18 protein-coding genes are annotated in these 19,717 nt (G+C 71.0%); 7 read left to right on the forward strand and 11 right to left on the reverse strand.

Annotation, left to right across the window (positions count from 1 at the left end; genetic code table 11):
• Positions 1 to 4: 4 nt before the first annotated feature.
• The 3 genes from BLS95_RS08320 to BLS95_RS08330 all read right to left on the reverse strand — a co-directional run bounded on the left by BLS95_RS08320 (position 5) and on the right by BLS95_RS08330 (position 5,172).
• The gene (locus BLS95_RS08320) at positions 5 to 1,309 is read right to left on the reverse strand and encodes an ABC transporter substrate-binding protein (RefSeq protein WP_090930285.1); all 1,305 of its coding nucleotides are present in this window, start codon (positions 1,307 to 1,309) and stop codon (positions 5 to 7) included.
• A 17-nt stretch (positions 1,310 to 1,326) separates the two neighbouring features.
• On the reverse strand, positions 1,327 to 3,624 hold the full coding sequence (locus tag BLS95_RS08325; RefSeq protein ID WP_090930286.1) for a TIM-barrel domain-containing protein: 2,298 nt from the start codon (positions 3,622 to 3,624) through the stop codon (positions 1,327 to 1,329).
• A gap of 159 nt (positions 3,625 to 3,783) precedes the next feature.
• Positions 3,784 to 5,172, reverse strand: a complete 1,389-nt coding sequence (locus tag BLS95_RS08330; protein WP_090930505.1) for an NAD(P)H-quinone dehydrogenase — start codon at positions 5,170 to 5,172, stop codon at positions 3,784 to 3,786.
• A gap of 206 nt (positions 5,173 to 5,378) precedes the next feature.
• Between BLS95_RS08330 and BLS95_RS08335 the strand changes: the two genes are divergently transcribed.
• On the forward strand, positions 5,379 to 5,864 hold the full coding sequence (locus tag BLS95_RS08335; RefSeq protein WP_281249962.1) for a gamma-glutamylcyclotransferase family protein: 486 nt from the start codon (positions 5,379 to 5,381) through the stop codon (positions 5,862 to 5,864).
• Here BLS95_RS08335 and BLS95_RS08340 read toward each other — a convergent pair.
• The gene (locus BLS95_RS08340; RefSeq protein WP_090930288.1) at positions 5,861 to 7,165 is read right to left on the reverse strand and encodes an MFS transporter; all 1,305 of its coding nucleotides are present in this window, start codon (positions 7,163 to 7,165) and stop codon (positions 5,861 to 5,863) included. The genes BLS95_RS08335 and BLS95_RS08340 overlap by 4 nt on opposite strands.
• A 111-nt stretch (positions 7,166 to 7,276) precedes the next feature.
• On the opposite strand from BLS95_RS08340, the gene BLS95_RS08345 reads away from it, so the two are divergent.
• From BLS95_RS08345 to BLS95_RS08360, 4 genes are read left to right on the forward strand one after another with little or no spacing between them, the layout of a single operon-like run.
• Positions 7,277 to 8,269: an Lrp/AsnC family transcriptional regulator gene (locus BLS95_RS08345; RefSeq protein ID WP_090930289.1), complete on the forward strand. Its 993-nt coding sequence runs from the start codon at positions 7,277 to 7,279 to the stop codon at positions 8,267 to 8,269.
• Positions 8,266 to 9,570: a M20/M25/M40 family metallo-hydrolase gene (locus BLS95_RS08350; RefSeq protein ID WP_090930290.1), complete on the forward strand. Its 1,305-nt coding sequence runs from the start codon at positions 8,266 to 8,268 to the stop codon at positions 9,568 to 9,570. The genes BLS95_RS08345 and BLS95_RS08350 overlap by 4 nt, the downstream gene beginning before the upstream one ends.
• A gap of 3 nt (positions 9,571 to 9,573) precedes the next feature.
• A complete protein-coding gene (locus BLS95_RS08355) occupies positions 9,574 to 10,377 on the forward strand; it encodes a purine-nucleoside phosphorylase (protein ID WP_090930291.1) in 804 nt (267 codons plus the stop codon).
• Complete coding sequence (locus BLS95_RS08360; RefSeq protein WP_090930292.1) at positions 10,374 to 12,050, forward strand: phospho-sugar mutase; 1,677 nt, start codon at positions 10,374 to 10,376, stop codon at positions 12,048 to 12,050. The genes BLS95_RS08355 and BLS95_RS08360 overlap by 4 nt, the downstream gene beginning before the upstream one ends.
• A 110-nt stretch (positions 12,051 to 12,160) precedes the next feature.
• On the opposite strand, the gene BLS95_RS08365 is transcribed toward BLS95_RS08360, so the two are convergent.
• The 3 genes from BLS95_RS08365 to BLS95_RS08375 are packed head-to-tail and all read right to left on the reverse strand — an operon-like array spanning position 12,161 to position 14,415.
• Positions 12,161 to 12,646 carry a GyrI-like domain-containing protein gene (locus tag BLS95_RS08365; protein WP_090930293.1) on the reverse strand — a complete coding sequence of 162 codons (486 nt, stop codon included), beginning with the start codon at positions 12,644 to 12,646 and terminating at the stop codon, positions 12,161 to 12,163.
• 21 nt (positions 12,647 to 12,667) lie between these two features.
• Entirely contained in the window at positions 12,668 to 13,597 is a 930-nt protein-coding gene (locus BLS95_RS08370; RefSeq protein WP_090930294.1) for a sigma-70 family RNA polymerase sigma factor, read from the reverse strand.
• The gene (locus BLS95_RS08375; RefSeq protein ID WP_090930295.1) at positions 13,594 to 14,415 is read right to left on the reverse strand and encodes a MerR family transcriptional regulator; all 822 of its coding nucleotides are present in this window, start codon (positions 14,413 to 14,415) and stop codon (positions 13,594 to 13,596) included. The genes BLS95_RS08370 and BLS95_RS08375 overlap by 4 nt, the downstream gene beginning before the upstream one ends.
• Before the next feature lie 107 nt (positions 14,416 to 14,522).
• Between BLS95_RS08375 and BLS95_RS08380 the strand changes: the two genes are divergently transcribed.
• Both BLS95_RS08380 and BLS95_RS08385 read left to right on the forward strand, forming a co-directional pair.
• Entirely contained in the window at positions 14,523 to 16,016 is a 1,494-nt protein-coding gene (locus BLS95_RS08380; protein ID WP_090930296.1) for a class I adenylate-forming enzyme family protein, read from the forward strand.
• Entirely contained in the window at positions 16,013 to 16,753 is a 741-nt protein-coding gene (locus tag BLS95_RS08385) for an enoyl-CoA hydratase/isomerase family protein (RefSeq protein ID WP_090930297.1), read from the forward strand. The genes BLS95_RS08380 and BLS95_RS08385 overlap by 4 nt, the downstream gene beginning before the upstream one ends.
• Here BLS95_RS08385 and BLS95_RS08390 read toward each other — a convergent pair.
• Genes BLS95_RS08390 through BLS95_RS08405 form a run of 4 tightly spaced genes read right to left on the reverse strand, consistent with a single transcriptional unit; the run spans position 16,750 to position 19,619 of the window.
• A complete protein-coding gene (locus tag BLS95_RS08390; RefSeq protein ID WP_176993076.1) occupies positions 16,750 to 17,520 on the reverse strand; it encodes a PH domain-containing protein in 771 nt (256 codons plus the stop codon). The genes BLS95_RS08385 and BLS95_RS08390 overlap by 4 nt on opposite strands.
• Entirely contained in the window at positions 17,517 to 18,593 is a 1,077-nt protein-coding gene (locus BLS95_RS08395; protein WP_090930299.1) for an adenosine deaminase, read from the reverse strand. The genes BLS95_RS08390 and BLS95_RS08395 overlap by 4 nt, the downstream gene beginning before the upstream one ends.
• Before the next feature lie 34 nt (positions 18,594 to 18,627).
• Positions 18,628 to 18,981 (reverse strand): cupin domain-containing protein, encoded by a 354-nt coding sequence (locus BLS95_RS08400; RefSeq protein WP_090930300.1) that lies wholly within the window; start codon positions 18,979 to 18,981, stop codon positions 18,628 to 18,630.
• A 5-nt stretch (positions 18,982 to 18,986) separates the two neighbouring features.
• Positions 18,987 to 19,619 (reverse strand): AMIN-like domain-containing (lipo)protein, encoded by a 633-nt coding sequence (locus BLS95_RS08405; RefSeq protein ID WP_090930301.1) that lies wholly within the window; start codon positions 19,617 to 19,619, stop codon positions 18,987 to 18,989.
• Positions 19,620 to 19,717 lie beyond the last annotated feature (98 nt).

Raw genomic sequence — 19,717 nt, forward strand, 5'->3', positions numbered from 1 at the left:
TTAGTCAGTTGCCGATGTCGGCGAGGTTGTCCTCGTACGGCCCGGCGATCTCGTCCAGCACCTGCGTGGGTGTCTTGCTGCCGTTGATGAGGTTCTGGACCCCGGCCACCAGCACGTCGTAGTAGCCGGGGGCGGGCCAGTCGGGGTAGAAGGCCAGGCCGTCGGCGGTGGTCAGCTTGTTGAAGGTCTCGATGAGCTCCTTGGCCTTGGGATCGGTGATCGCGGCCGGGTCGGCGGCCACGGGCACGCCGCCGGAGTTGCCCAGCAGGTTCTGGACGTCCTTGCTCATCGTGAGGTCGATGAAGTCGTAGGCCAGGTCCTTGTTCCGCGACCTCTCCGGTACGACCCAGATGTTCCCGCTGGAACCGGGCGCCATCGTGGCGCCGGGGAAGAGGAAGTGGCCCCACTCGAAGTCCTTGACCGTCGAGGCGACGCGGCCGTACCACCAGCTGCCGCTGATCATCATGGGGAACTCGCCGTTCATGAACGCCACGCCCATGTCCTCGGCCTTGAGCCCGGCCGAGTTCTTGGCCAGGTAGCCCTTCTTCACCCAGTCGGCGAACGTGTCGGCGCCGTAGGTGAACTCGGGGCCGTGGAAGTCGACCTTGCCCTGGTAGGACTGGAACGCCTGCAACCACGGCTTCTGCGCCTTGGTCAGCGCGAGCTGGTAGAAGATCTGCTGGGCCGGGTATTCGGCGCCCGCGTTGGCGATCGGGGTCACGCCGGCCTTGACGAAGGTGTCGAGCGCCGCCGTGAGCTCCTCGTACGTGGTCGGGACCTTGACCTTGTGCTGGTCGAACAGGTCCTTGTTGTAGTAGACCATCACGAACTCGCCGTAGTTCGGCACGCCGTACCACTTGCCGGAGCCCATGACGCCCCGGTCGTCATATTTGGCGGTGGTCTGCAGGCCGCCCGGTAACAGCTTGTCCCAGCCGCGCCTCGCGGCCTCCTCGCTGAGGTCGGTGAGCAGGCCCTGCTTGGACAGCAGCCCCGCGGTGGCGTTGCCCTTGTTGTACTCCATGAGGTCGGGCGCCTCGTCGGAGTTGAGCACCATGCCGGCCGTCTTCTGGATCTGCTCGAAGCCCTTCTCCTCGAACTTGACGGTCACGTTCGGGTGCGACGCCTCGAACTTCTTGATCGCCTCGGCCCACGCCTTGCCCATGGCGCTGTCGGCGGTCTCGTAGTGCCACAGCTTGAGCACGCGCGGCTGGTCACCCTGGGCGCTGGGCGGGCTCTCCCCTCCCGAACCGCAGGCCGACAGGGCGAGCGCGGCGGCGGCCAGCACCGCCACGCCTCTCATTCTGACCATGATCCCTCCATGGGGTGTTACGAGATGACGGCCCGCGCGGGAGCTCCGGCCACCGGGGCGATCTCGACCCCCGTGACCCGCTTCGGGCCGGTGACGGCGACACGCAGCACGTCGCCGTCCCTGCTGGCGACGGCGACCGTCACGCCGTCGGCGTCGTGGATCTCCACGGTCCCGTCGCCACCCCCGAAGGCGACGAGGGCGATCTCGGCCGGCACGTCCACCGTGTCCAGCTGGTGCCCGGCCGGAGTGACCGGGATGAGCGCGCCGTACCGGACGAAGAGGGGGATCTGGTCGAGCGGCTTGGCGACCTCCACGTAGCAGGGGCCGGCGAGCACCTCGCCGGTCCAGTAGTCGGCCCACTCGCCGCGCGGCAGGTAGACCCGGCGCACGCCCTCGGGTGCCGTCATGGGGGCGACGAGCAGATCGCGGCCGAGCAGGTACTGCAGGTCGGCCTGCCAGGCCACGGGGTCGTCCGGGTGGTCCACGCACAGCGCCCGCAGCATCGGCGCGCCGGTGCGCGCGGCCTCGACGGCCGCCGAGTAGAGGTAGGGCATCAGCCGGTAGCGCAGCCGTAACGCCTGGACGGCCATCTCCTCGACGGCCGGGAACTCCCAGGGCTCGCGGGTCGTGGTGCCGTGCAGGCGCAGCAGCGGGGAGAGCGCGCCGAACTGGGTCCAGCGCACGTACAGGTCGTCGGTGGGCCGGCCGGTGAACCCGCCGGCGTCGTGGCTCCAGAACGGCACGCCGGACAGGCCGTGCGCGAGCCCGCCCCTGAGCGTGCTGCCCATGGCGGCGTAGCTGGTGTAGGTGTCGCCGCTCCACTGGGCGCTGTGGCGCTGGCCGCCCAGGAACGACGAGCGCGCCCAGACCAGGTCGTGCCCGTTGACCTCGCGGGTGACGGCGGCGACCGCGTCGTTGAACAGCAGCGTGTAGACGTTGTGCAGGTCGGTGCCGGTCATGCCGTTGGACGCGACCGCGTCGCTCGGCACGCCCTCGGCGAAGTCGGTCTTGAACGCGGCCACGCCCTGCCGTAGCAGCCCGCGCAGCAGGCCCTGGAACCATTCGACGGCGGCCGGATTGGTGAGGTCGACGATGCCGCAGGGCGGGAAGGAGCCGTGCCAGCAGTCGGCGACGTAGGTCTCCCCCGCCTTATTTTTCAAGAAATATCCGGCATCGGCGGCCGCGCCGAAGTCGGGGCTCAGATGGGAGACGTACGGGTTCATCCACAGGCAGACCTGGAAGCCCATCCCCGCCAGCTCGGCCAGCATGCCCTCCGGGTCGGGGAAGTTCACCGGATCCCAGCGCAGGTCCGACCAGTGCCCGGCCGTCTGCCAGTAGGTGTCCAGATGCAGCACGTCGCACGGGATGCCGCGCTCCCTGATCGTGCGCGCCCTGGCCAGCACCCGCTCCTGGCTGTCCACGCAGAACCCGGAGGAGATCCAGGTCCCGAACGCCCATTTCGGCGGCAGCGCGGGCCGGCAGGTCAGCCGGTCATAACGGTCCAGTACGGCGGCGGGCCCGGGCCCGGCGATCACGTAGTAGTCCAGGACGTCGTCGGGCACCACGATCTGCACGGCGCTGTGCGTGGACTGGCACACGTCGAACTCCGTCGGGGCCCCGCTGTCGACCAGGACCCCGTACCCCTTGCTGGACACGTACAGGGGCACGTTCTTGTAGGCGCGCTGGGACTCGGCCCCGAAGGCGTCGTAGTTCCACATCACGGGCCGCTGGCCGCGTTTGTCCAGCCGGGTGCACGACTCGCCGAAACCGGCGAAGGCCTCGTCGGGGGCGGCGGCGAAGCTCTCGTGGTAGGCCACGGCCTGGCCGGACGCGCTGGAGCGGCCGAACGGCAGCGTACGCAGCCGCCCGGAGATGTCGGTGTGCCCGCGATCCTGCTCGACCAGGGTGAGGCCGGCGGCGTCGGTGAAGCGCAGATGCCACGGCGCGAGCGTGATCTCGGCCCGCAGCGAGCCGGCGTCGATCACGATCGGCTCCCCCGGGGCCGCCCCGGCACGTGCCCCGCGATACGCGCCGGAGGGCGACACCAGCGAGATGGCCGCCGCCGAGCGCGGCCTGGCGTTCGGGTCCTCCGACAGCCGCACCCGGATGACCCCCTCGCCCGCCACCCCGATCTGGACGACCAGCGTCTCCTCCGCCGTGGTGAGCGCCTTGAGCATCACCTCGGCGCCGTCGGCCGCGACGAACTCGGCAGCGGTCACCGCCGACAGGCCACCCTCGCCGCGCGCGCGAACCGGCAGCTCGGGCGGATCCGCGACGAAGTACTCGTGCGCGACCAGTGGGGGGCGGTAGGGCATGGAAGCTCCTTCGAACGGCTGCGCCAACTCCTGAATTAGTTTGGTTGGCATACCAACAAAGGTCAACCATGGATGTGCCACTGCGACGGCCCACGACCGTGATGAGGACGCGCGGAAGGGGACCAAGGCCCCGCGCGGGGCCGTGGTCAGAGGGGTGCGCTAGATGGCCATGCCCGGCTGCATGAGGCGGCGGGCGGCCTCCGTGATGGAGCCCGACAACGACGGGTAGACCGCGAACGTGTGCGCGAGCTGGTCGACCGTCAGCCGCTGCTGCACCGCCACCGACACCGCCAGGATCAGCTCCGAGGCCCGCGGCGCCACCACGACCCCGCCCAGCACGATCTGGGTGTGCGGGCGGCAGAACAGCTTGACGAACCCGTCGTTGAAGCCCTGCATCTTGGCCCGGGCGTTGGTGGCCAGCGGCAGCTTGACGACGTTGGCCTCGATCTCGCCGGCCTCGATGGCCTGCTGCGAGACGCCGACCGCGGCGATCTCCGGGTCGGTGAAGATGTTGGAGGCCACCGTGGACAGCCGCAGCGGCTGCACGGCCTCCCCGAGCGCGTGCCAGACCGCGATCCTGCCCTGCATGGCCGCGACCGAGGCGAGCATGAGCACTCCGGTGCAGTCACCGGCCGCGTAGACGCCGGGCGCGGAGGTGCGCGAGACCTTGTCGACCTTGACGAAACCGCCCTGGTCGACCTGGACCCCGGCCTCCTCCAGGCCGATGCCGGAGGTGTTGGGGATCATGCCGACGGTCATCAGCGCGTGCGACCCCTCGGCCGTGCGGCCGTCCTCCAGGGTCACCACCACGCCGTCGGAGGTGCGCTTGACGGAGGCGGCCCGGGAGCGGCCCATGACGTTCATCCCGCGGCGGCGGTAGACCTCTTCGAGCACCTCGGCGCCGTCGGCGTCCTCGTTGGGCATCATCCTGGCGCGGCTGGAGACCAGCGTGACCTCCGACCCGAGCGAGCGGTAGGCGCCGGCGAACTCGGCCCCGGTCACCCCCGAGCCGATCACGATCAGGTGCTCGGGCAACTCGTCCAGGTCGTAGAGCTGGCGCCAGTTGAGGATGCGCTCGCCGTCGGGCTCGGCGCCGGGCAGCACCCGCGGCGTCGCGCCGGTGGCCACGAGCACGACGTCGGCCCGGATCGTACGGTCGCCCGCCCGCACCACCTGCGGATCCACCAGCCGCCCGCGCGCCTTGACGATCTCGACGCCCTCGGCCGCCACCCGCGTGGCGATGTCCGCGGACTGGGCCTGGGCCAGCTCCTTGACCCGCTTGTTGACCAGCGGCAGATCGACGCCCACCACGCCGACGTCACCGTCGGGACCCCCGGTGAACGACACGCCCAGCGACGGGGCGTCGAGCAGGGCCTGCTTGCGGACGGAGGTCGCGATCAGCGTCTTGGACGGCACGCAGTCGGTCAGCACGCAGGCGCCCCCCGGGCCGTCCTGCTCCACCATCGTGACCTGCGCGCCGAGCTGGGCGGCCACCAGCGCAGCCTCATAGCCACCGGGTCCGCCACCAATGATCACGATCCTCGTCACGTGTCCCATTGTCCCGCATCCCAGCAGCAAGACCGCAACCGGGCCACTGCTCACGCCCTCCTCGTGCCCGTCGAAGGGTCGTCGTCCGCACCCTGCCGGGACACGTCCGACCCGCAGTGCGGCCTGTTGGACCGGCGGGGCCACTCAGCGTGGCAGGATGGCGCGGTAGCTGGATGTTGAGCGGCACCCGGCGAGAGGGGTGGATCGTGGCGTGGCTCTCAGATCAGTCAGGGAAGCCGAGTGAGCTCAGGCTCTACGGCGCCTACGGCTCCAACATGGACCCTGAGCAGATGGCCATGCGCGCCCCGCACTCCCCGGTCTGGGGGGTGGGCTGGCTGCCCGGCTGGCGGCTCACGTTCGGGGGCATGGACCTGGCCTGGGAGGGCGCGGTCGCCACGATCGTGGAGGATCCCGACGAGCACGTGTTCGTCGTGCTCTACGACGTGCCCGACTGGGAGGAGACCTCGCTCGACCAGTGGGAGGGCGCGGTCCGCGGCGCCTACCACAAGGTGCGGCTGCGGGTGCAGACGCTCCAGGGGGAGACCGTGGCCTGGTTCTACGTGCTCGACGGTTACGAGGGCGGCCTGCCGTCGGCCCGCTATCTCGGCAGCCTGGCCGACGCGGCCGAGCGCGCGGGCGCTCCCGACGACTACGTCAAGGAGTTGCGGGAGCGCCCCTGCAACACGGTCTAACTCAGCGGCTGGTCCTTGGTCTCGCGCAGCACGAAGACGTAGACCAGCGTGGAGATGAGCGCCAGCGCCGACATGTAGTAGGGAAAGAACCCGACGTTGCCCGCGTCCTGCAGCGCGGTGCCGATGAGCGGGGCGGTGCCGCCGAACAGGGCCACGGTCAGCGAATACGGGAAGCCCGCGCCGGCCGCCCGCACCCTGGTCGGGAAGAGCTCGGAGTTCACCGCGGCGGAGATCGAGGTGAAGCAGCCGAGGAACACCATGCCGACCAACTGCACGGCCAGCAGGCTGCCGAACGAGTCGGAGATCAGGCTGAGCAGCGGCACCGGCAGGATCAGGAAGCCGAGCCCGAAGGCGATCAGCATCGGCTTGCGCCCCACGCGGTCCGACAGCATGCCGAGCAGCGGCTGCAGGATCATGAAGAAGAACAGCGCCACCGTGCCGGCCTGCAGCGACGTCGCCGGGTCGAGGTCGACGGTGATCTGCGCGTAGATCGGCAGGAAGCTCGTCCAGGTGTAGTACGCCACGGTGCCCGCGAGCGTGACGCCGACGATCGTGGCCGACGCCCTCGGATGCCGCTGCAGGAACTCGAACATCCCCGGCCGCTGGACCTCACCGCGCTGGATCTCCTCCGCCACGGCCGAGGTCTCGTCGGCGCCCTTGCGGATCCACAGGCCCACGAGGCTGATCACCGCGCCCACGATGAACGGGATGCGCCAGCCGTAGGAGTCCATGTCCGCCTTGGCCAGGCCGGAGGCGAGCAGCGCGGCCAGTCCGGAGGCGATGAGCTGGCCGATGGTGGTGCTGACGTACTGGAAACTGGAGAACAGGCCGCGGCGGCCGGGCGGGGCCGACTCCACCAGGAAGGTGGTCGCGGCGGCGAACTCGCCGCCCACGGACAGCCCCTGGACCAGCCTGGCCAGGGTCAGGATGATCGGCGACAGGATGCCCACGGCCTCATAGGTCGGCGTCAGGCCCAGCAACAACGACCCGGCACCCATCAGCACGATCGTGAACGTCATAGCGGCCTTGCGCCCGAACCTGTCGGCGAACGCGCCGACCAGCAGACCGCCCAGGGGGCGCATGAAGAAGCCGACGGCGAACACTCCGTAGGTGCTCAACAGCGGCACCAGGCTGTTGCCCGTGTCACTGGGGAAGACCTGCGCGGAGAAGTAGGTCGCCAGAAAGGTGTAGGCATACCAGTCGTACCATTCGACCACGTTGCCGATGCTGGCCGCCATGAGCTGGCGGACCCGGCTCTTGGGGATGCCGAGGGGGGATTCAGCTACAGGAGAGGTCGCCACCGGGGACTCCTTTGCTGGGAGGTGTGGTGATGGCTTACTGTGCAGCTGTAAGACTTAAACAGTCAAATGTCTCGGCGTATATTTACAAACCCGACACAGAAACGGCTCCAGGTGGATGTTCTCGACCGGCGCCTCGTCGCCGCGCTGCAAGTCAGCCCGCGGGCGTCGTGGGGTGAGCTCGGCAGAGCCGTGGGCGAGCACGAGCGCACGGTCGCGCGCCGGTTGCAGCGGCTGTTCGCCGAGGGCATGGTGCGGGTCACCGCCATCTACGACGATCTGCGCACCGGGCACGGGCGCCCGGCCCACGTGCACGTCCAGGTGCGGCCCGGCACGGCCGGCGAGGTGGCGCTGGCGCTGGCCGGCCGGCGCGACACCCGCTCGGTCTACGCCCTGACCGGCGCCGCCGACCTCGCCTGCGAGCTGGTCTCCCCGTCCAGGGAGGACCTGCACCGGGTCCTCACCGCCGATCTCACGGCCATCGACGGGGTCCTGCAGACGCAGACCCAGGTGGTGCTGCACACGTTCAGGACCGTGGCCGAGTGGCACGCCCCCTACCTCGGCGAGACGGAGCTGGCCGAGCTGCGGCCGACGCCGCTCCCCGGGGGCCTGCCCGACGAGGAAGGGCTGTCGCCGCTGGAGGAGGAGATCGCCGAGTTGCTGGTCGCCGACGGCAGGATCGCCTTCACCGCGGTCGCCGAGCGGCTGGACATCTCCGTGCCCACCGCCCGCCGGCGGGTGACCTCGCTGATCGAGCGGCGCCTGCTGCTCCCGCGCGCCGAGGTCGAGCCCGCGCTGCTCGGGCTGGAGGTTGAGGCCGTGCTCTGCCTGAAGGTCCGCCCGTACGGGCTCGACCTGGTCGGCCAGCGGCTGGCCGCGCACCCGTCCGTCCGCTACTGCGCCGCCACCTCGGGCACCTATTCGCTGAACGTGCAGGTCGTGACGGCGAACGAGGCCGACCTGTACCGGTTCATGACCCAGGTCGTCGGCGGCTACGACGAGATCACCGACGTGGACCTCACCCTGATCACCCGTGCCTACAAGCGCGGTCACCTGCACAAGTCCGGATTGCTGACGCTGGATCACCGTTGGGAGAAAACGCCATGACACCCGCCGAGAAAGAAGTCGCCGACCTTTGCGTGGAGCTGATCCGCGCCGACAGCAGCAACTACGGGGACGGCACCGGCACCGGTGAGCGGGCCGCCGCCGAGGTCGTCATGTCCAGGCTGGCCGAGGTCGGGATCGACTACGAGTACATCGAGAGCGAGCCGGGGCGCGGCAACGTGATCACCCGGGTGGCGGGCAGCGACCCGTCGCTGCCCGCGCTGCTGGTGCACGGTCACCTCGACGTGGTGCCCGCCAACGCCGCCGACTGGTCGGTGGACCCGTTCGCGGGCGAGGTGCGCGACGGCTACATCTGGGGCCGCGGCGCGGTGGACATGAAGGACATGGACGCGATGATGCTGGCCCTGATCCGCCAGCTCAAGCGCGAGGGGCGGCAGCCGCGCCGGGACCTCGTCTTCGCGTGGGTGGCCGACGAGGAGGCCGGCGGCGTCTATGGCGCCAAATACCTCACCGCCCACCACCGCGACCTGTTCGAGGGCGTGACCGAGGCGATCAGCGAGGTCGGCGGCTACTCGCTGGAGGTGGACCCGTCGCTGCGCCTCTACCTGATCGAGACGGCGCAGAAGGGCCTGGCCTGGATGAAGCTGACCGCCGACGGCACGGCGGGTCACGGCTCGATGCTCAACTCCGACAACGCGGTCACCGAGATCGCCAGGGCGGTGGCCAGGATCGGCGAGCACGACTGGCCGCTGACGTACACGCCGACCGTGCGGCGGTTCCTCACCGAGGTCGCGAGCGCGTTCGAGATCGAGTTCGACGAGGACGACCCGCAGCCGGTGCTGGACCGGATCGGGCCGCTCGTCCGCTTCGTCGGCGCGACACTGCGGCACACCACGAACCCCACCCAGCTCGGCGCCGGCTACAAGTCGAACGTCATCCCCGGCCAGGCCACGGCGGTGATCGACGGGCGGTTCCTGCCCGGGTTCGAGGAGGACTTCTTCAAGACCGTCGACTCGCTGCTCGGGCCGAAGGTGCGGCGCGAGTTCGTGCACCACGACATCGCGCTGGAGACCTCGTTCGACGGTGACCTGGTGGAGTCGATGATCGCGGCGATCAAGGCCGAGGACCCGGCCGCTCGGGCGATCCCGTACTGCATGTCCGGTGGCACCGACAACAAGACGTTCTTCGCGGACATGGGGGTGCGCGGGTTCGGGTTCGTGCCGCTGCGGCTGCCCGGGGACATGGACTTCGCGTCGATGTTCCACGGCGTGGACGAGCGGGTGCCGGTCGACGCCCTGCACTTCGGCGTGCGGGTGCTGGAGAGGCTGCTCGTAAACTACTGAGGCGTGACCAAAGACGCATACACCCTCGCCCGCGAGGCCGCCACGGCCTTGCGGGCCGCGGCCGGCATCGACAACTTCGACGTGGCGCTCGTCATGGGGTCGGGGTGGGTGCCCGCCGCCGACGCGATCGGCGCGGCGGTCCGCGAAATACCGTTCACCGACCTGCCCGGCTTCCAGGCTCCCGCGGTGGCCGGGCACGGCGGCAGGATCCGCGTCGTGCGCACGGCGGCGGGGCGGCACGCGCTGGTGTTCCTCGGGCGTACGCACCTCTACGAGGGGCTCGGGGTGGACACCGTCGTGCACGGCGTACGGACGGCGGCCGCGGCCGGGGTCCGCACCCTCGTGCTCACCAACGCGGCCGGCGGCCTGCGCCCCGAGACGCAGAGCGTCGGCGACCCGGTCCTGATCAGCGACCACATCAACCTGACCGGGGCCAACCCGATCACCGGGACCACGTTCCTGGACCTCACGGAGGTCTACTCGGGCCGCCTGCGCGCCCTGGCCCGCGAGGTCGACCCGAGCCTGGCCGAGGGGGTGTACGTCGCCTTCCGCGGGCCGACGTACGAGACGCCGGCCGAGATCCGCATGCTCCGGGCGCTGGGCGGCGACATGGTCGGCATGTCCACCGTGCTGGAGGCCATCGCCGCCCGCGAGGCGGGTCTCGACGTGCTGGGCCTGTCCCTGGTCACCAACCCCGGCGCGGGCCTGTCGGGCGAGCCGCTCAACCACGAGGAGGTCCTGGAGGTCGGCCGCACCACGGCCGCCCGCATGGGCGTCCTCCTGGCCAAGGTGGTGGACCGGCTGTGACCGGGACCGGCGGAGGGCAGGGCGGCGGTGACCTCCTGGCGGAGGCCCGCGGGTGGCTGGCCCAGGACCCCGACCCCGACACCCGTGCCGAGCTGTCCGAGCTGATCGACCGCGGTGACCTGGCCGCGCTCGAAGACCGCTTCCGTACCAAGCTGGAGTTCGGCACGGCGGGCCTGCGCGGCGAGTTGGGCGCGGGCCCCAACCGGATGAACCGCGTCACCGTCATGCGCGCCGCCGCGGGCCTCGCCGCGGTGCTCGGGCCGGGCCGGCACGTGGTCATCGGCTACGACGCCCGCTACAAGTCCGACGTCTTCGCCCGGGACACGGCCGCCGTCCTGACCGGCGCGGGCCTGCACGCCTCGCTGCTGCCGCATCCGCTGCCGACGCCCGTACTGGCCTTCGCCGTACGCCACCTCGGCGCGGACGCCGGGGTGACCGTCACCGCCAGCCACAACCCGCCGCGCGACAACGGCTACAAGGTCTACTGGGGCGACGGCTCGCAGATCGTGCCGCCGGTCGACGCCGAGATCTCGGCCGCGATCGACGCCGTCGGTCCCGTGGACCGGCTCCCGCTGCACGCCCCCGGCACGCTGACGGAGCTGGGCGAGGAGGTCGTCGCCGCCTACCTCGCCGCCGTGACGTCGCTCCCCCTGGGCGAGGCACGTGACCTGCGGGTGGCCTACACGCCGCTGCACGGGGTGGGCGCCGCCACGCTGGACGCCGCGTTCCGGGCGGCCGGGTTCGAGCCCCCGGTGGCCGTCGTCGAGCAGCGCGATCCCGATCCCCGCTTCCCCACGGTGTCCTTCCCCAACCCGGAGGAGCCGGGCGCGATGGACCTGGCCGTCGCCCTGGCCGCCAAGCTGCGGGCGGACCTGGTGCTGGCCAACGACCCTGACGCCGACCGGTGCGCGGTGGGCGTACCGCTGCCTGACGGCACGTGCCGCATGCTGACCGGCGACGAGGTCGGGGGCCTGCTGGCCGAGCACGTGATCACGCACACCACCGGGGACCGCATGGTGGCCACCACCATCGTCTCCTCGACCCTGCTCGGCAAGATCGCCCAGGCGCACGGCGTCCGCTACGGCGAGACGCTGACCGGCTTCAAGTGGATCATCAGAGCCGGCCCCGGCCTGGTCTTCGGCTACGAGGAGGCCATCGGCTACAGCATCGGCGCCGACGCAGGCGCTGGCGCTGACGCCAGGCTCCCGGTCCGGGACAAGGACGGCATCGGTGCGGCGCTGACGGTGGCGGCCATCGCGGCGACCGCCAAGCGCACCGGCCGTACCCTGCTGGACCTGCTCGACGACCAGGCCCGCCGCTACGGCCTGCACGCCACCTCCCAGCTCTCCTTCCGGGTGGCCGACCTCTCCCTGATCACCGCCGCCATGTCGCGCCTGCGCGCCACCCCGCCCACCACCCTCGGCGGCCGGGCGGTGACCCGGGCGGACGACCTGGCCAGAGGCGACGGCGGCCTGCCCACGACCGACGGCCTGCGCTACCACCTGGCAGGCGACGCCCGCGTGGTGATCCGCCCCTCGGGCACCGAACCCAAACTCAAGTGCTACCTGGAGGTCGTGATACCGGCCCCGGACGACGTCCCCACGGCCCGCACTAACGCCACCGCAACCCTCGACACCCTGAAAACCGACCTGACGACCCTCCTGGCCCTGTAGAAGACAACCGAATTCGGTTGCTTCCGGGGAGCCGAGAGCTGGTTCCGTGAAGTGGCTTGAGAACGGCGCTAGGGACCTCGCCGCGGGTTGGGCGAGGTCCCGGTTGGCGGTCAGGCCAGGCGGAACTGCAGGTCGATGTCCCAGTCGTTGGGGTCGGGGGCATCCAGCGGGTTCGTCGGGTAGAGCTCCAGGCGGCAGCCCCAGTGCTCCGTCCCGTCCTTGCGCGTCATGTCCCACTCCAGGCCCTGCGCCTCGGCCCACTTCAGCATCGTGTCGATGACGCCGGGGAGCTGGTCCGGGTGGCCGTGGTGGGTGGTGGTGACGAAGCGGCCGGCCGGGAGCACGTCGGTGAACATGTCGCCGTCGGGCTCCACGGGCACGCCGATCGGCACGCCCACCTGCACCACCAGCCGGTCCGCCGCCATGTCGATGGAGTCGTACCGGAAGAACGGGGCGCCGGTGAGGGCCACGCCGCGTTCGGCGAGCCAGCCGATCATCCCGGCGATACGGTCTCCGACCACGCCGAAGGTGGTCATGGTGATGGTCTTGCGAATCCCGAGGTAGGGACGCTCGGGGAATTCGACGATCTGTGGCATGTGGATTTCCTCCTTCACCCCTCAGTACGCAGCGCGGGCCTCGAACTCATCGGCGGGGCGCGCTTTTGATCCGTCGATGCCGAAGAGCGGGAACAACTCGGGGTCCAGGTAGGTGGTGACGTTCGTGATGCGGTCGCCGCCCTCGATGACGACCAGGGCGAACGGCTCGCCGTTCAGGTACTGAGCGAAGGCCGGGCAGCCGTTGGCCCGCGTCGGCACCAGCCGGGAGCCCGCGCACGGCGCGTCGGCCGCCCGCATGACCGCGTGGATGCTCTCCCGCCCGCGCAGCCACCACGCGAAGGGCGGCATGGACTCCGTCGCGTCCTCGTGCAGCAGCGACACCAACGCATCGACGTCGTAGCACTCGAAAGCGGCCACGTACTGGCTCAGCAGGTCCTCGTCCACCTCACCGGCGGGCGGGTCGGTGGCGGGGAGTTTGGCCCTGGCGCGTTGCAGGGTGCTGTTGACCGACGTGACGGTGGTGGACAGCAGGGTCGCCGTCTCGGCGGCGGTCCACTTCAGCACGTCGCGCAGGATGAGGACGGCCCGCTGCCGGGGCGCCAGGTGCTGCAGGGCCGCGATGAAGGCCAGGCGGACGGTCTCCTTCGCCACCGCCAGCTCCGCGGGGTCGAGGCGGTCGTCCGGGATGGGGTAGACCCAGCGCTCGCGCGGGAGCGGGGCGCCGAGGCCGGCGCCGGGGGTCACGGCGGGGCCGAGGTCCATGGCGCGGGCGCGGCGCTGGGGGCCGCGCAGCATGTCGAGGCAGACGTTCGTGGCCAGGTGGAACAGCCACGGCCGCAGCGGGCCGCGTGCGGCGTCGTACGTACGCCACGCCCGCACGAACGTCTCCTGCACCGCGTCCTCGGCCTCGAACCCCGAGCCCAGCATGCGGTAGCAGTAGCCCGTCAGCTCGGCCCGGTGGGGTTCGAGGTGCTCGTGGAGCTCGGTCACTGGGCCGGGACCACTTCCATCTGGAGCTCGGTCACCCATTCGTCCAGGTTCTCCGGGCAGTGCAGGGAGATCTCCCTGGCCAGGGCGCGCGAGTGGTAGCCGTTCTCCTCGATCCAGTGGGCCAGCGCCTGGAACGTAGGCCCCACCTGCTCCATCGACCCGTGGTGGATGATCGTGGCCGCCGTATCGATGGCGGGCAGGTCGACCACCGCGAAGTCGTGGCCCTCCCGGGACTCCAGGGCGGCCGGCATGCAGGCGTGCACCATGACCGAGCCGTCGTCCTCCGCCACGTAGTAGGCCAGGCCGGGCCCGGTGATCCGGGCGGAGGCCGCTTCCAGCCGCCGGCAGAGCTCGGTGAAGAGCGGCTGGATGACGGGGCCGATGTCCTCGCCGTCGTAGCTGGCCGCCCGGGCGCTGAGCTCGGCGACCCTGACCGGCTCCACCCTCTTGAGCACGACCTCGGCAGTACGCATGTAACCCTCCTTCTCGATCGTCCGCAGACGCGCCTCGACGCTCCGCAGCCTGGCGAGGTCGGCGCTGATCCGGGCCTCCAACTGGGCGCGGCGCAGGCGTACCATGCCGTGCAGTTCCTCCGTGCTCACCTTCTCGTCGAGGATCGCCCTGACCTGCTCCAGCGTGAAGCCGAGGTCCTTGATCGCGACGATGCGGTTGAGCCTGGACAACTGCGCGGCCTGGTAGGAGCGATATCCGCTGACCGGGTCCACGTGCGCGGGGCGCAGCAGACCGATCGCGTCGTAGTGCCGCAACATGCGTACGGACACCAGCCCCAGCCTGGCGAAATCTCCGATGCTGAACATTGCGGCTCCAGATCTACCGGCTGACACGGTGTCAGGGTCAACCTATGGTGATTTGGGATGACATGGGGCCTTTTCCGGGCCCCTGGATCTGCCATGGGAGCCGCTGGATGCCCGAAACGATCCCCGACTTACTACGGCAAGCCGCCAGAACGTACGGCGCACGAGAGTTCCTCCGCTGCCCCGACGCCACGCTCACCTTCGCCGAGGCCGACGAGCAGTCCGACCTGCTGGCCCGGGGCCTGGTGGCCTGGGGCGTGCGACCCGGCGACCGGGTCGCGATCATGCTGGACAACACCTCCGGCTGGCCGCTGAGCTGGTTCGGGGTGCTGAAGGCCGGGGCCGTCGCCGTCCCGGTGAACGTCCGTTACCAGGCCGCCGACCTGGCGCACGTCCTGCGGGACTCCGGCGCCACCCGGATCATCACCCACCTCGATCACGCCGGCCTCGCCGACTGCGGCACCCCCGGCTTCCTGATGGACGAGCAGAGCCGCCTGACCCCCGACGTGCCCACCGAACACCACGATGTAGCGAATTTTCAGTACACATCGGGCACCACGGGCTTCCCCAAGGCCTGCATGCTCACCCACGACTACTGGCTCAGAACCGCTCAGATCATCGCCGACCAGGTGAACCTCCGCGACGACGACGTCCTGCTCATGGTGCAGGCCTACTCCTACCTGGACCCCCAGTGGGCCACCCTGGTCTGCCTGATCGGCGGCATCCCGCTCGTCCTGCTCCCCCGCTTCTCCGCCTCCGGCTTCTGGCCCTCGGTCAGGGAGCACGGCGCGACGCTCACGTACGTCCTGGGTTCCATGCCCCTGCTGCTGCACAAGCAGCCGCCGCACCCGCACGACCGCGACCACCGCATGCGGCTGGTGATCTGCTCGGGCATCCAGCCCGACCTGCACCGGACGTTCGAGGAGCGCTGGGGCGCCCCCTGGCGCGAGCTGTACGGCTCCACGGAGAGCGGCCCCGACCTGGTCGTGCCCGAGGACGCGGCCGAGACGGTCGGCACCGGCGCCATGGGCCTGCCGCCGCCGGGCAAGGAGGTCAAGCTGGACGAGACCGGCGAGATCCTGGTCAGGGGCGTGCCCATGATGCGGGGCTACTGGAACCACCCGGAGGCCACCGCCCAGGTCTTCAGAGACGGCTGGTACCACACGGGCGACCTCGGCTTCCGCGACGACCGCGGCTACCTGCACCACACCGGGCGGATCAAGGACATGGTCCGCAGGGGCGGCGAGAACATCTCGTGCGCCGAGGTGGAACGCGTGCTCACCCAGCACCCGGCGGTGCTGCAGGCGGCCCTGGTGCCCATCCCCGACGAGCTGTCCGGCGAGCTGCCCAAGGCGTTCCTGCAACTCCGCCCCGGCCACGAGCCCGGCGTCGACCTGGCCATGAGCGTGGTCGAGCACGCCAGGCAGCGCCTGGCCAGGTTCAAGGTCCCGGCGTACGTGGAGTTCGTCGAGACGTTCTCGCTGACCCCCTCGGCCCGCATCGAGAAGCGCCACCTCCTCACCCCGGAGCGCGACCAGCGCGCCGCCCCCGCCATCGCGACCGACACCCCCCGCCGGGAAACGGCAGCAAAGGAGCACTCATGATCGACGTGACCGAGCGCGACGAGGTGGCGGTGATCACGATCTCCCGCCCGGAGAAGCTGAACGCCCTCACCAGCGCCATGCGCGCGGACCTGGCGGCCGCGGTGCGCGAGCACGGCAAGAGCGCCAGGGGCGTCGTGGTCACCGGCACCGGCCGGGCCTTCTCGGCCGGCGAGGACCTGCACGAGGCCGTGGGCAAGTCGCTGGTGGCCGAGGTGGAGACCTTCCACGACATGACCAGGGCCGTACTGGAGACCCAGGTGCCGGTCGTGGCGGCGGTCAACGGCCTGGCCGTGGGCGGGGCCGCCGAATGGACGCTCTGCTTCGACCTCCGCCTCGGCACCCCGGAGGCCGGCTATTTCCTGCCGGAGAACCACCTCGGCCTGTCGATCTCCAACGCCAGCAGCTATCTGCTCCCCCGTCTGGTGGGTGCCAGGGCGCTGCGGCTGGTGCTCGATTCCACCCGCGTGACCGCCGCGAAGGCGCACGCCCTCGGCCTGCTGGACGAGATCGTCGCCCCGGAGGCGCTGCTGGACACGGCCGTCGCCCGCGTGCGCCACTGGACCGCCCCGGGCACGGCCACGCCCGTGCACCTCGCGCTGCTGCGCCCGTCCCTGGAGGAGGTGGAGCGCGCGTTCAGGGCGGAGACGGAGGCCGCCGTCCAGGTGGAGGAGTCGGGCATCGCCCAGGCGGGCATGTCCCGGTTCGTCAACCGGGGCGACCGGAGCGACCGGGACTAGGCGGCGACGACGGCCACGACCACCAGCACCACCGCCACCAGCAGCACGGCGATGGAGTCGTAGGACCAGGTGACCCGGGCGGCCTCCGCCGCCGCCCGGGGCTCCACCGCCCCGGACCCGGCCGCCGCATCCGGCTCCGCCGCCCCGGACCCGGCCGCCACTCCATCCTGGGCCGCCGCTTCCGGCTCCGCCGCCGTGGACTTCGCCTCCGTTTTCGGCTTGGCCGTCCGGGCCAGGGCCGACGCCTGGGCGCGACGCCTGGCCGCCTCGGCGCGCTCGCGGATCTGCTCCCCCACCCAGTCGGCGTGCGTCTTGCCGGCGAATGCCTCCTGCGCCGCCTGCTCACCCTTGGACAGCTTGGGCGGCTCGGCCGTGAACCGCCCGCGCCGCTCCGTCTTGGGCGTCGCGCGCCGCTGGGCCTTGGCCCGCTCCCGCGCGCTGCTCATCGGCGTCCACAGCCGCAGCACGCGCTCGTCACCGTGCCGCACGTTGATGGTGTGCGACACCGTCACGTCCTCGATCGACGCCCACGGCAGGAACGTCGTGCGGAACGGGTTACGCCCCACCAGCCCCGCCTCCGTGAACACGGTGGCCGGGCGCAGCGCGATCGCGTAGACCAGCGCCGTCAGCGCCCCGAGCACGGCCAGCGCCACCAGCGACGGCGAGCCGCTGTAGTGGACGATCAGATCCCAGACGTTGAACGCGACGAACACCAGCCACACCCAGCCGAGCACGAACGCCGTCTTCGACCGGTAGGTCTGCTTCACAGCGGCTGCCACTTCAGCTGGGCGAACCCCGGTTTGATCACCCCGTTGATCAGCGCCAGCCGCTCATCGAACGGGAGGAAGGCCGACTTCATCGCGTTGACCGTGAACCACTGCAGGTCATCCCATCCGTAGCCGAACGCCTCCACCAGTTTGCTGAACTCCAGCGACACGTTCGTCGAGCTCATCAGCCGGTTGTCGGTGTTGACCGTGACCCGGAAGTGCAGGCGCCGCAGCAGCCCGATCGGGTGCTCGGCGATCGACGCGGCGGCCCCGGTCTGCAGGTTGGAGCTGGGGCACATCTCCAGCGGGATGCGCTTGTCGCGCACGTAGGCGGCCAGCCGCCCCAGCTTGGCGACCCCGTCGCCGCCCACGGTGATGTCGTCGATGATGCGCACGCCGTGCCCGAGCCGGTCGGCGCCGCACCACTGGATGGCCTGCCAGATGGACGGCAGTCCGAACGCCTCGCCGGCGTGGATGGTGAAGTGCGCGTTTTCCCGCTGCAGGTATTCGAACGCGTCGAGGTGCCTGGTGGGCGGGTATCCCGCCTCGGCCCCCGCGATGTCGAAGCCCACCACGCCGACGTCGCGGTAGCGCACCGCGAGCTCGGCGATCTCCATGGACCTCGCCTGGTGCCGCATGGCCGTGAGCAGCGTGCCGACGCGGATGCCGCGCCCCTGCGAGCCCTGGCGGAACCCCTCCAGCACGGCCTCCACCACCTGGTCGAGGGTCAGGCCCCGGGTGGTGTGCTGCTCGGGCGCGAACCGCACCTCCGCGTAGACCACCCCGTCCTCGGCCAGGTCCTGGGCGCACTCGGCGGCCACGCGGACGAGCGACTCGCGCGTCTGCATGACCCCGACCGTGTGCGCGAACGTCTCCAGGTAACGTTCGAGCGAGCCCGAGTCGGACGCCGCCGCGAACCACTCTCGGAGGTTGTCGGGGTCGTCGGCGGGCAGCCGATCGTAGCCGGTCTCCCTGGCGAGCTCCACGATCGTCTCGGCGCGGAGCCCGCCGTCGAGGTGATCGTGCAGCAACACCTTGGGAGCCCGCCGGATCTCTTCAAGCGTGGGGCTCATCTCGCCATGATATGAGCAGCGCCCGCTCCGCCCGCTACGGCTCCCGGCCCGCTGTTTCCGGCGAGAAGGCGGGCAGGCACACCGCGATGTACTCGGCGCCCTCGGGCCCGGCGCTGTAACGCACCTTCTCCCCCGGCGCCGTCACCACCGACTGCCCGGCCGCGACCTCCGTCACGCCCTCGTCGTGCTCCACGATCACCATGCCGCGCAGGACCACCGTGTATTCGGTGAAGGCCGGCGCCTGGGGCGGCTCGGCCCACCCCGGCGGCGCGGTCATGTGCGCGATGGAGATCTCCTCGTCGCCGCTGCTGACGCGGCCGACGTGCTCGTCAATGAGCTTTCCACCAGGTACGGGAATGCGGGCCGGGCCCTCGATCCTTCTCACCACGACCGTCAGTGTGCCACGTCCAGGATCAGCCGGTCGCCCCGCTGTATGACCTGGAAGCCCGACTGCCGGTTGAGCACCAGCGCGATGCCCACCCGGCCCTCGAAGTCGCCGGTGCGTACGACGTCGGTGAGGTTGCGCAGGCCGGCCCGGTAGACCGGGCCACCGGTCCAGGTGGACCTGCCGTCCTCGTCGTGGGCGTGCGCGGGGAAGAGCGTGAGCTGCAGGTATGCCCCGCCGCGCACGTCGATCCGCTTGCCGGACCCGTCCTGTACGAGCTTGTCCACCCACGTGACGTCGTATCCGGGGGAGCCGCCCCGCAGGTCGACCACCACCCGGTCATAGCCCTGGTGGGCGGCGTACCGCACGGCCGTCACGAGGGCGGGCTCGCCGCCGCCGTTGTCGACGTGCACCTCGCTGCTGCTCGTCGAGCCCTCGGTGTCGAGGCCGGCGTCCGGCGGCGCTCCGACGTCCGGACCGCCACCGGACGGCGACTCCAGGGACGAGCCGCCGGTGGACGGGCCGCCCGCCGACGGCGTCCCCACGGGCGGGCGCTCCGGCTGGACGGTCTGGGGGGCGGTGCCGCACGCGGTGAGCACGGCGGCGACGCAGGCGAGCGGAACGGCGGCACGAGAGCGCATGCCGGGTAGATTCCCAGCCCCACCGGCTCGCAAGCGGCATCACGCCAGATCAGCACGGGTTTCCCCGGCGGAAGGGCCCCGCCGGTCACCGGCGGGGC

Source organism: Nonomuraea jiangxiensis (genome assembly GCF_900099965.1).
Classification (GTDB): Bacteria; Actinomycetota; Actinomycetes; order Streptosporangiales; family Streptosporangiaceae; genus Nonomuraea; species Nonomuraea jiangxiensis.

What these genes read in the sequence shown, in the direction of transcription:
- BLS95_RS08375 (WP_090930295.1), bottom strand. Translation starts at nt 14,415, where the DNA reads ATGTTCAGCATCGGAGATTTCGCCAGGCTGGGGCTGGTGTCCGTACGC.
- BLS95_RS08385 (WP_090930297.1), top strand. Translation starts at nt 16,013, where the DNA reads ATGATCGACGTGACCGAGCGCGACGAGGTGGCGGTGATCACGATCTCC.
- BLS95_RS08325 (WP_090930286.1), bottom strand. Translation starts at nt 3,624, where the DNA reads ATGCCCTACCGCCCCCCACTGGTCGCGCACGAGTACTTCGTCGCGGAT.
- BLS95_RS08320 (WP_090930285.1), bottom strand. Translation starts at nt 1,309, where the DNA reads ATGGTCAGAATGAGAGGCGTGGCGGTGCTGGCCGCCGCCGCGCTCGCC.
- BLS95_RS08365 (WP_090930293.1), bottom strand. Translation starts at nt 12,646, where the DNA reads ATGCCACAGATCGTCGAATTCCCCGAGCGTCCCTACCTCGGGATTCGC.
- BLS95_RS08405 (WP_090930301.1), bottom strand. Translation starts at nt 19,619, where the DNA reads ATGCGCTCTCGTGCCGCCGTTCCGCTCGCCTGCGTCGCCGCCGTGCTC.
- BLS95_RS08350 (WP_090930290.1), top strand. Translation starts at nt 8,266, where the DNA reads ATGACACCCGCCGAGAAAGAAGTCGCCGACCTTTGCGTGGAGCTGATC.
- BLS95_RS08380 (WP_090930296.1), top strand. Translation starts at nt 14,523, where the DNA reads ATGCCCGAAACGATCCCCGACTTACTACGGCAAGCCGCCAGAACGTAC.
- BLS95_RS08395 (WP_090930299.1), bottom strand. Translation starts at nt 18,593, where the DNA reads ATGAGCCCCACGCTTGAAGAGATCCGGCGGGCTCCCAAGGTGTTGCTG.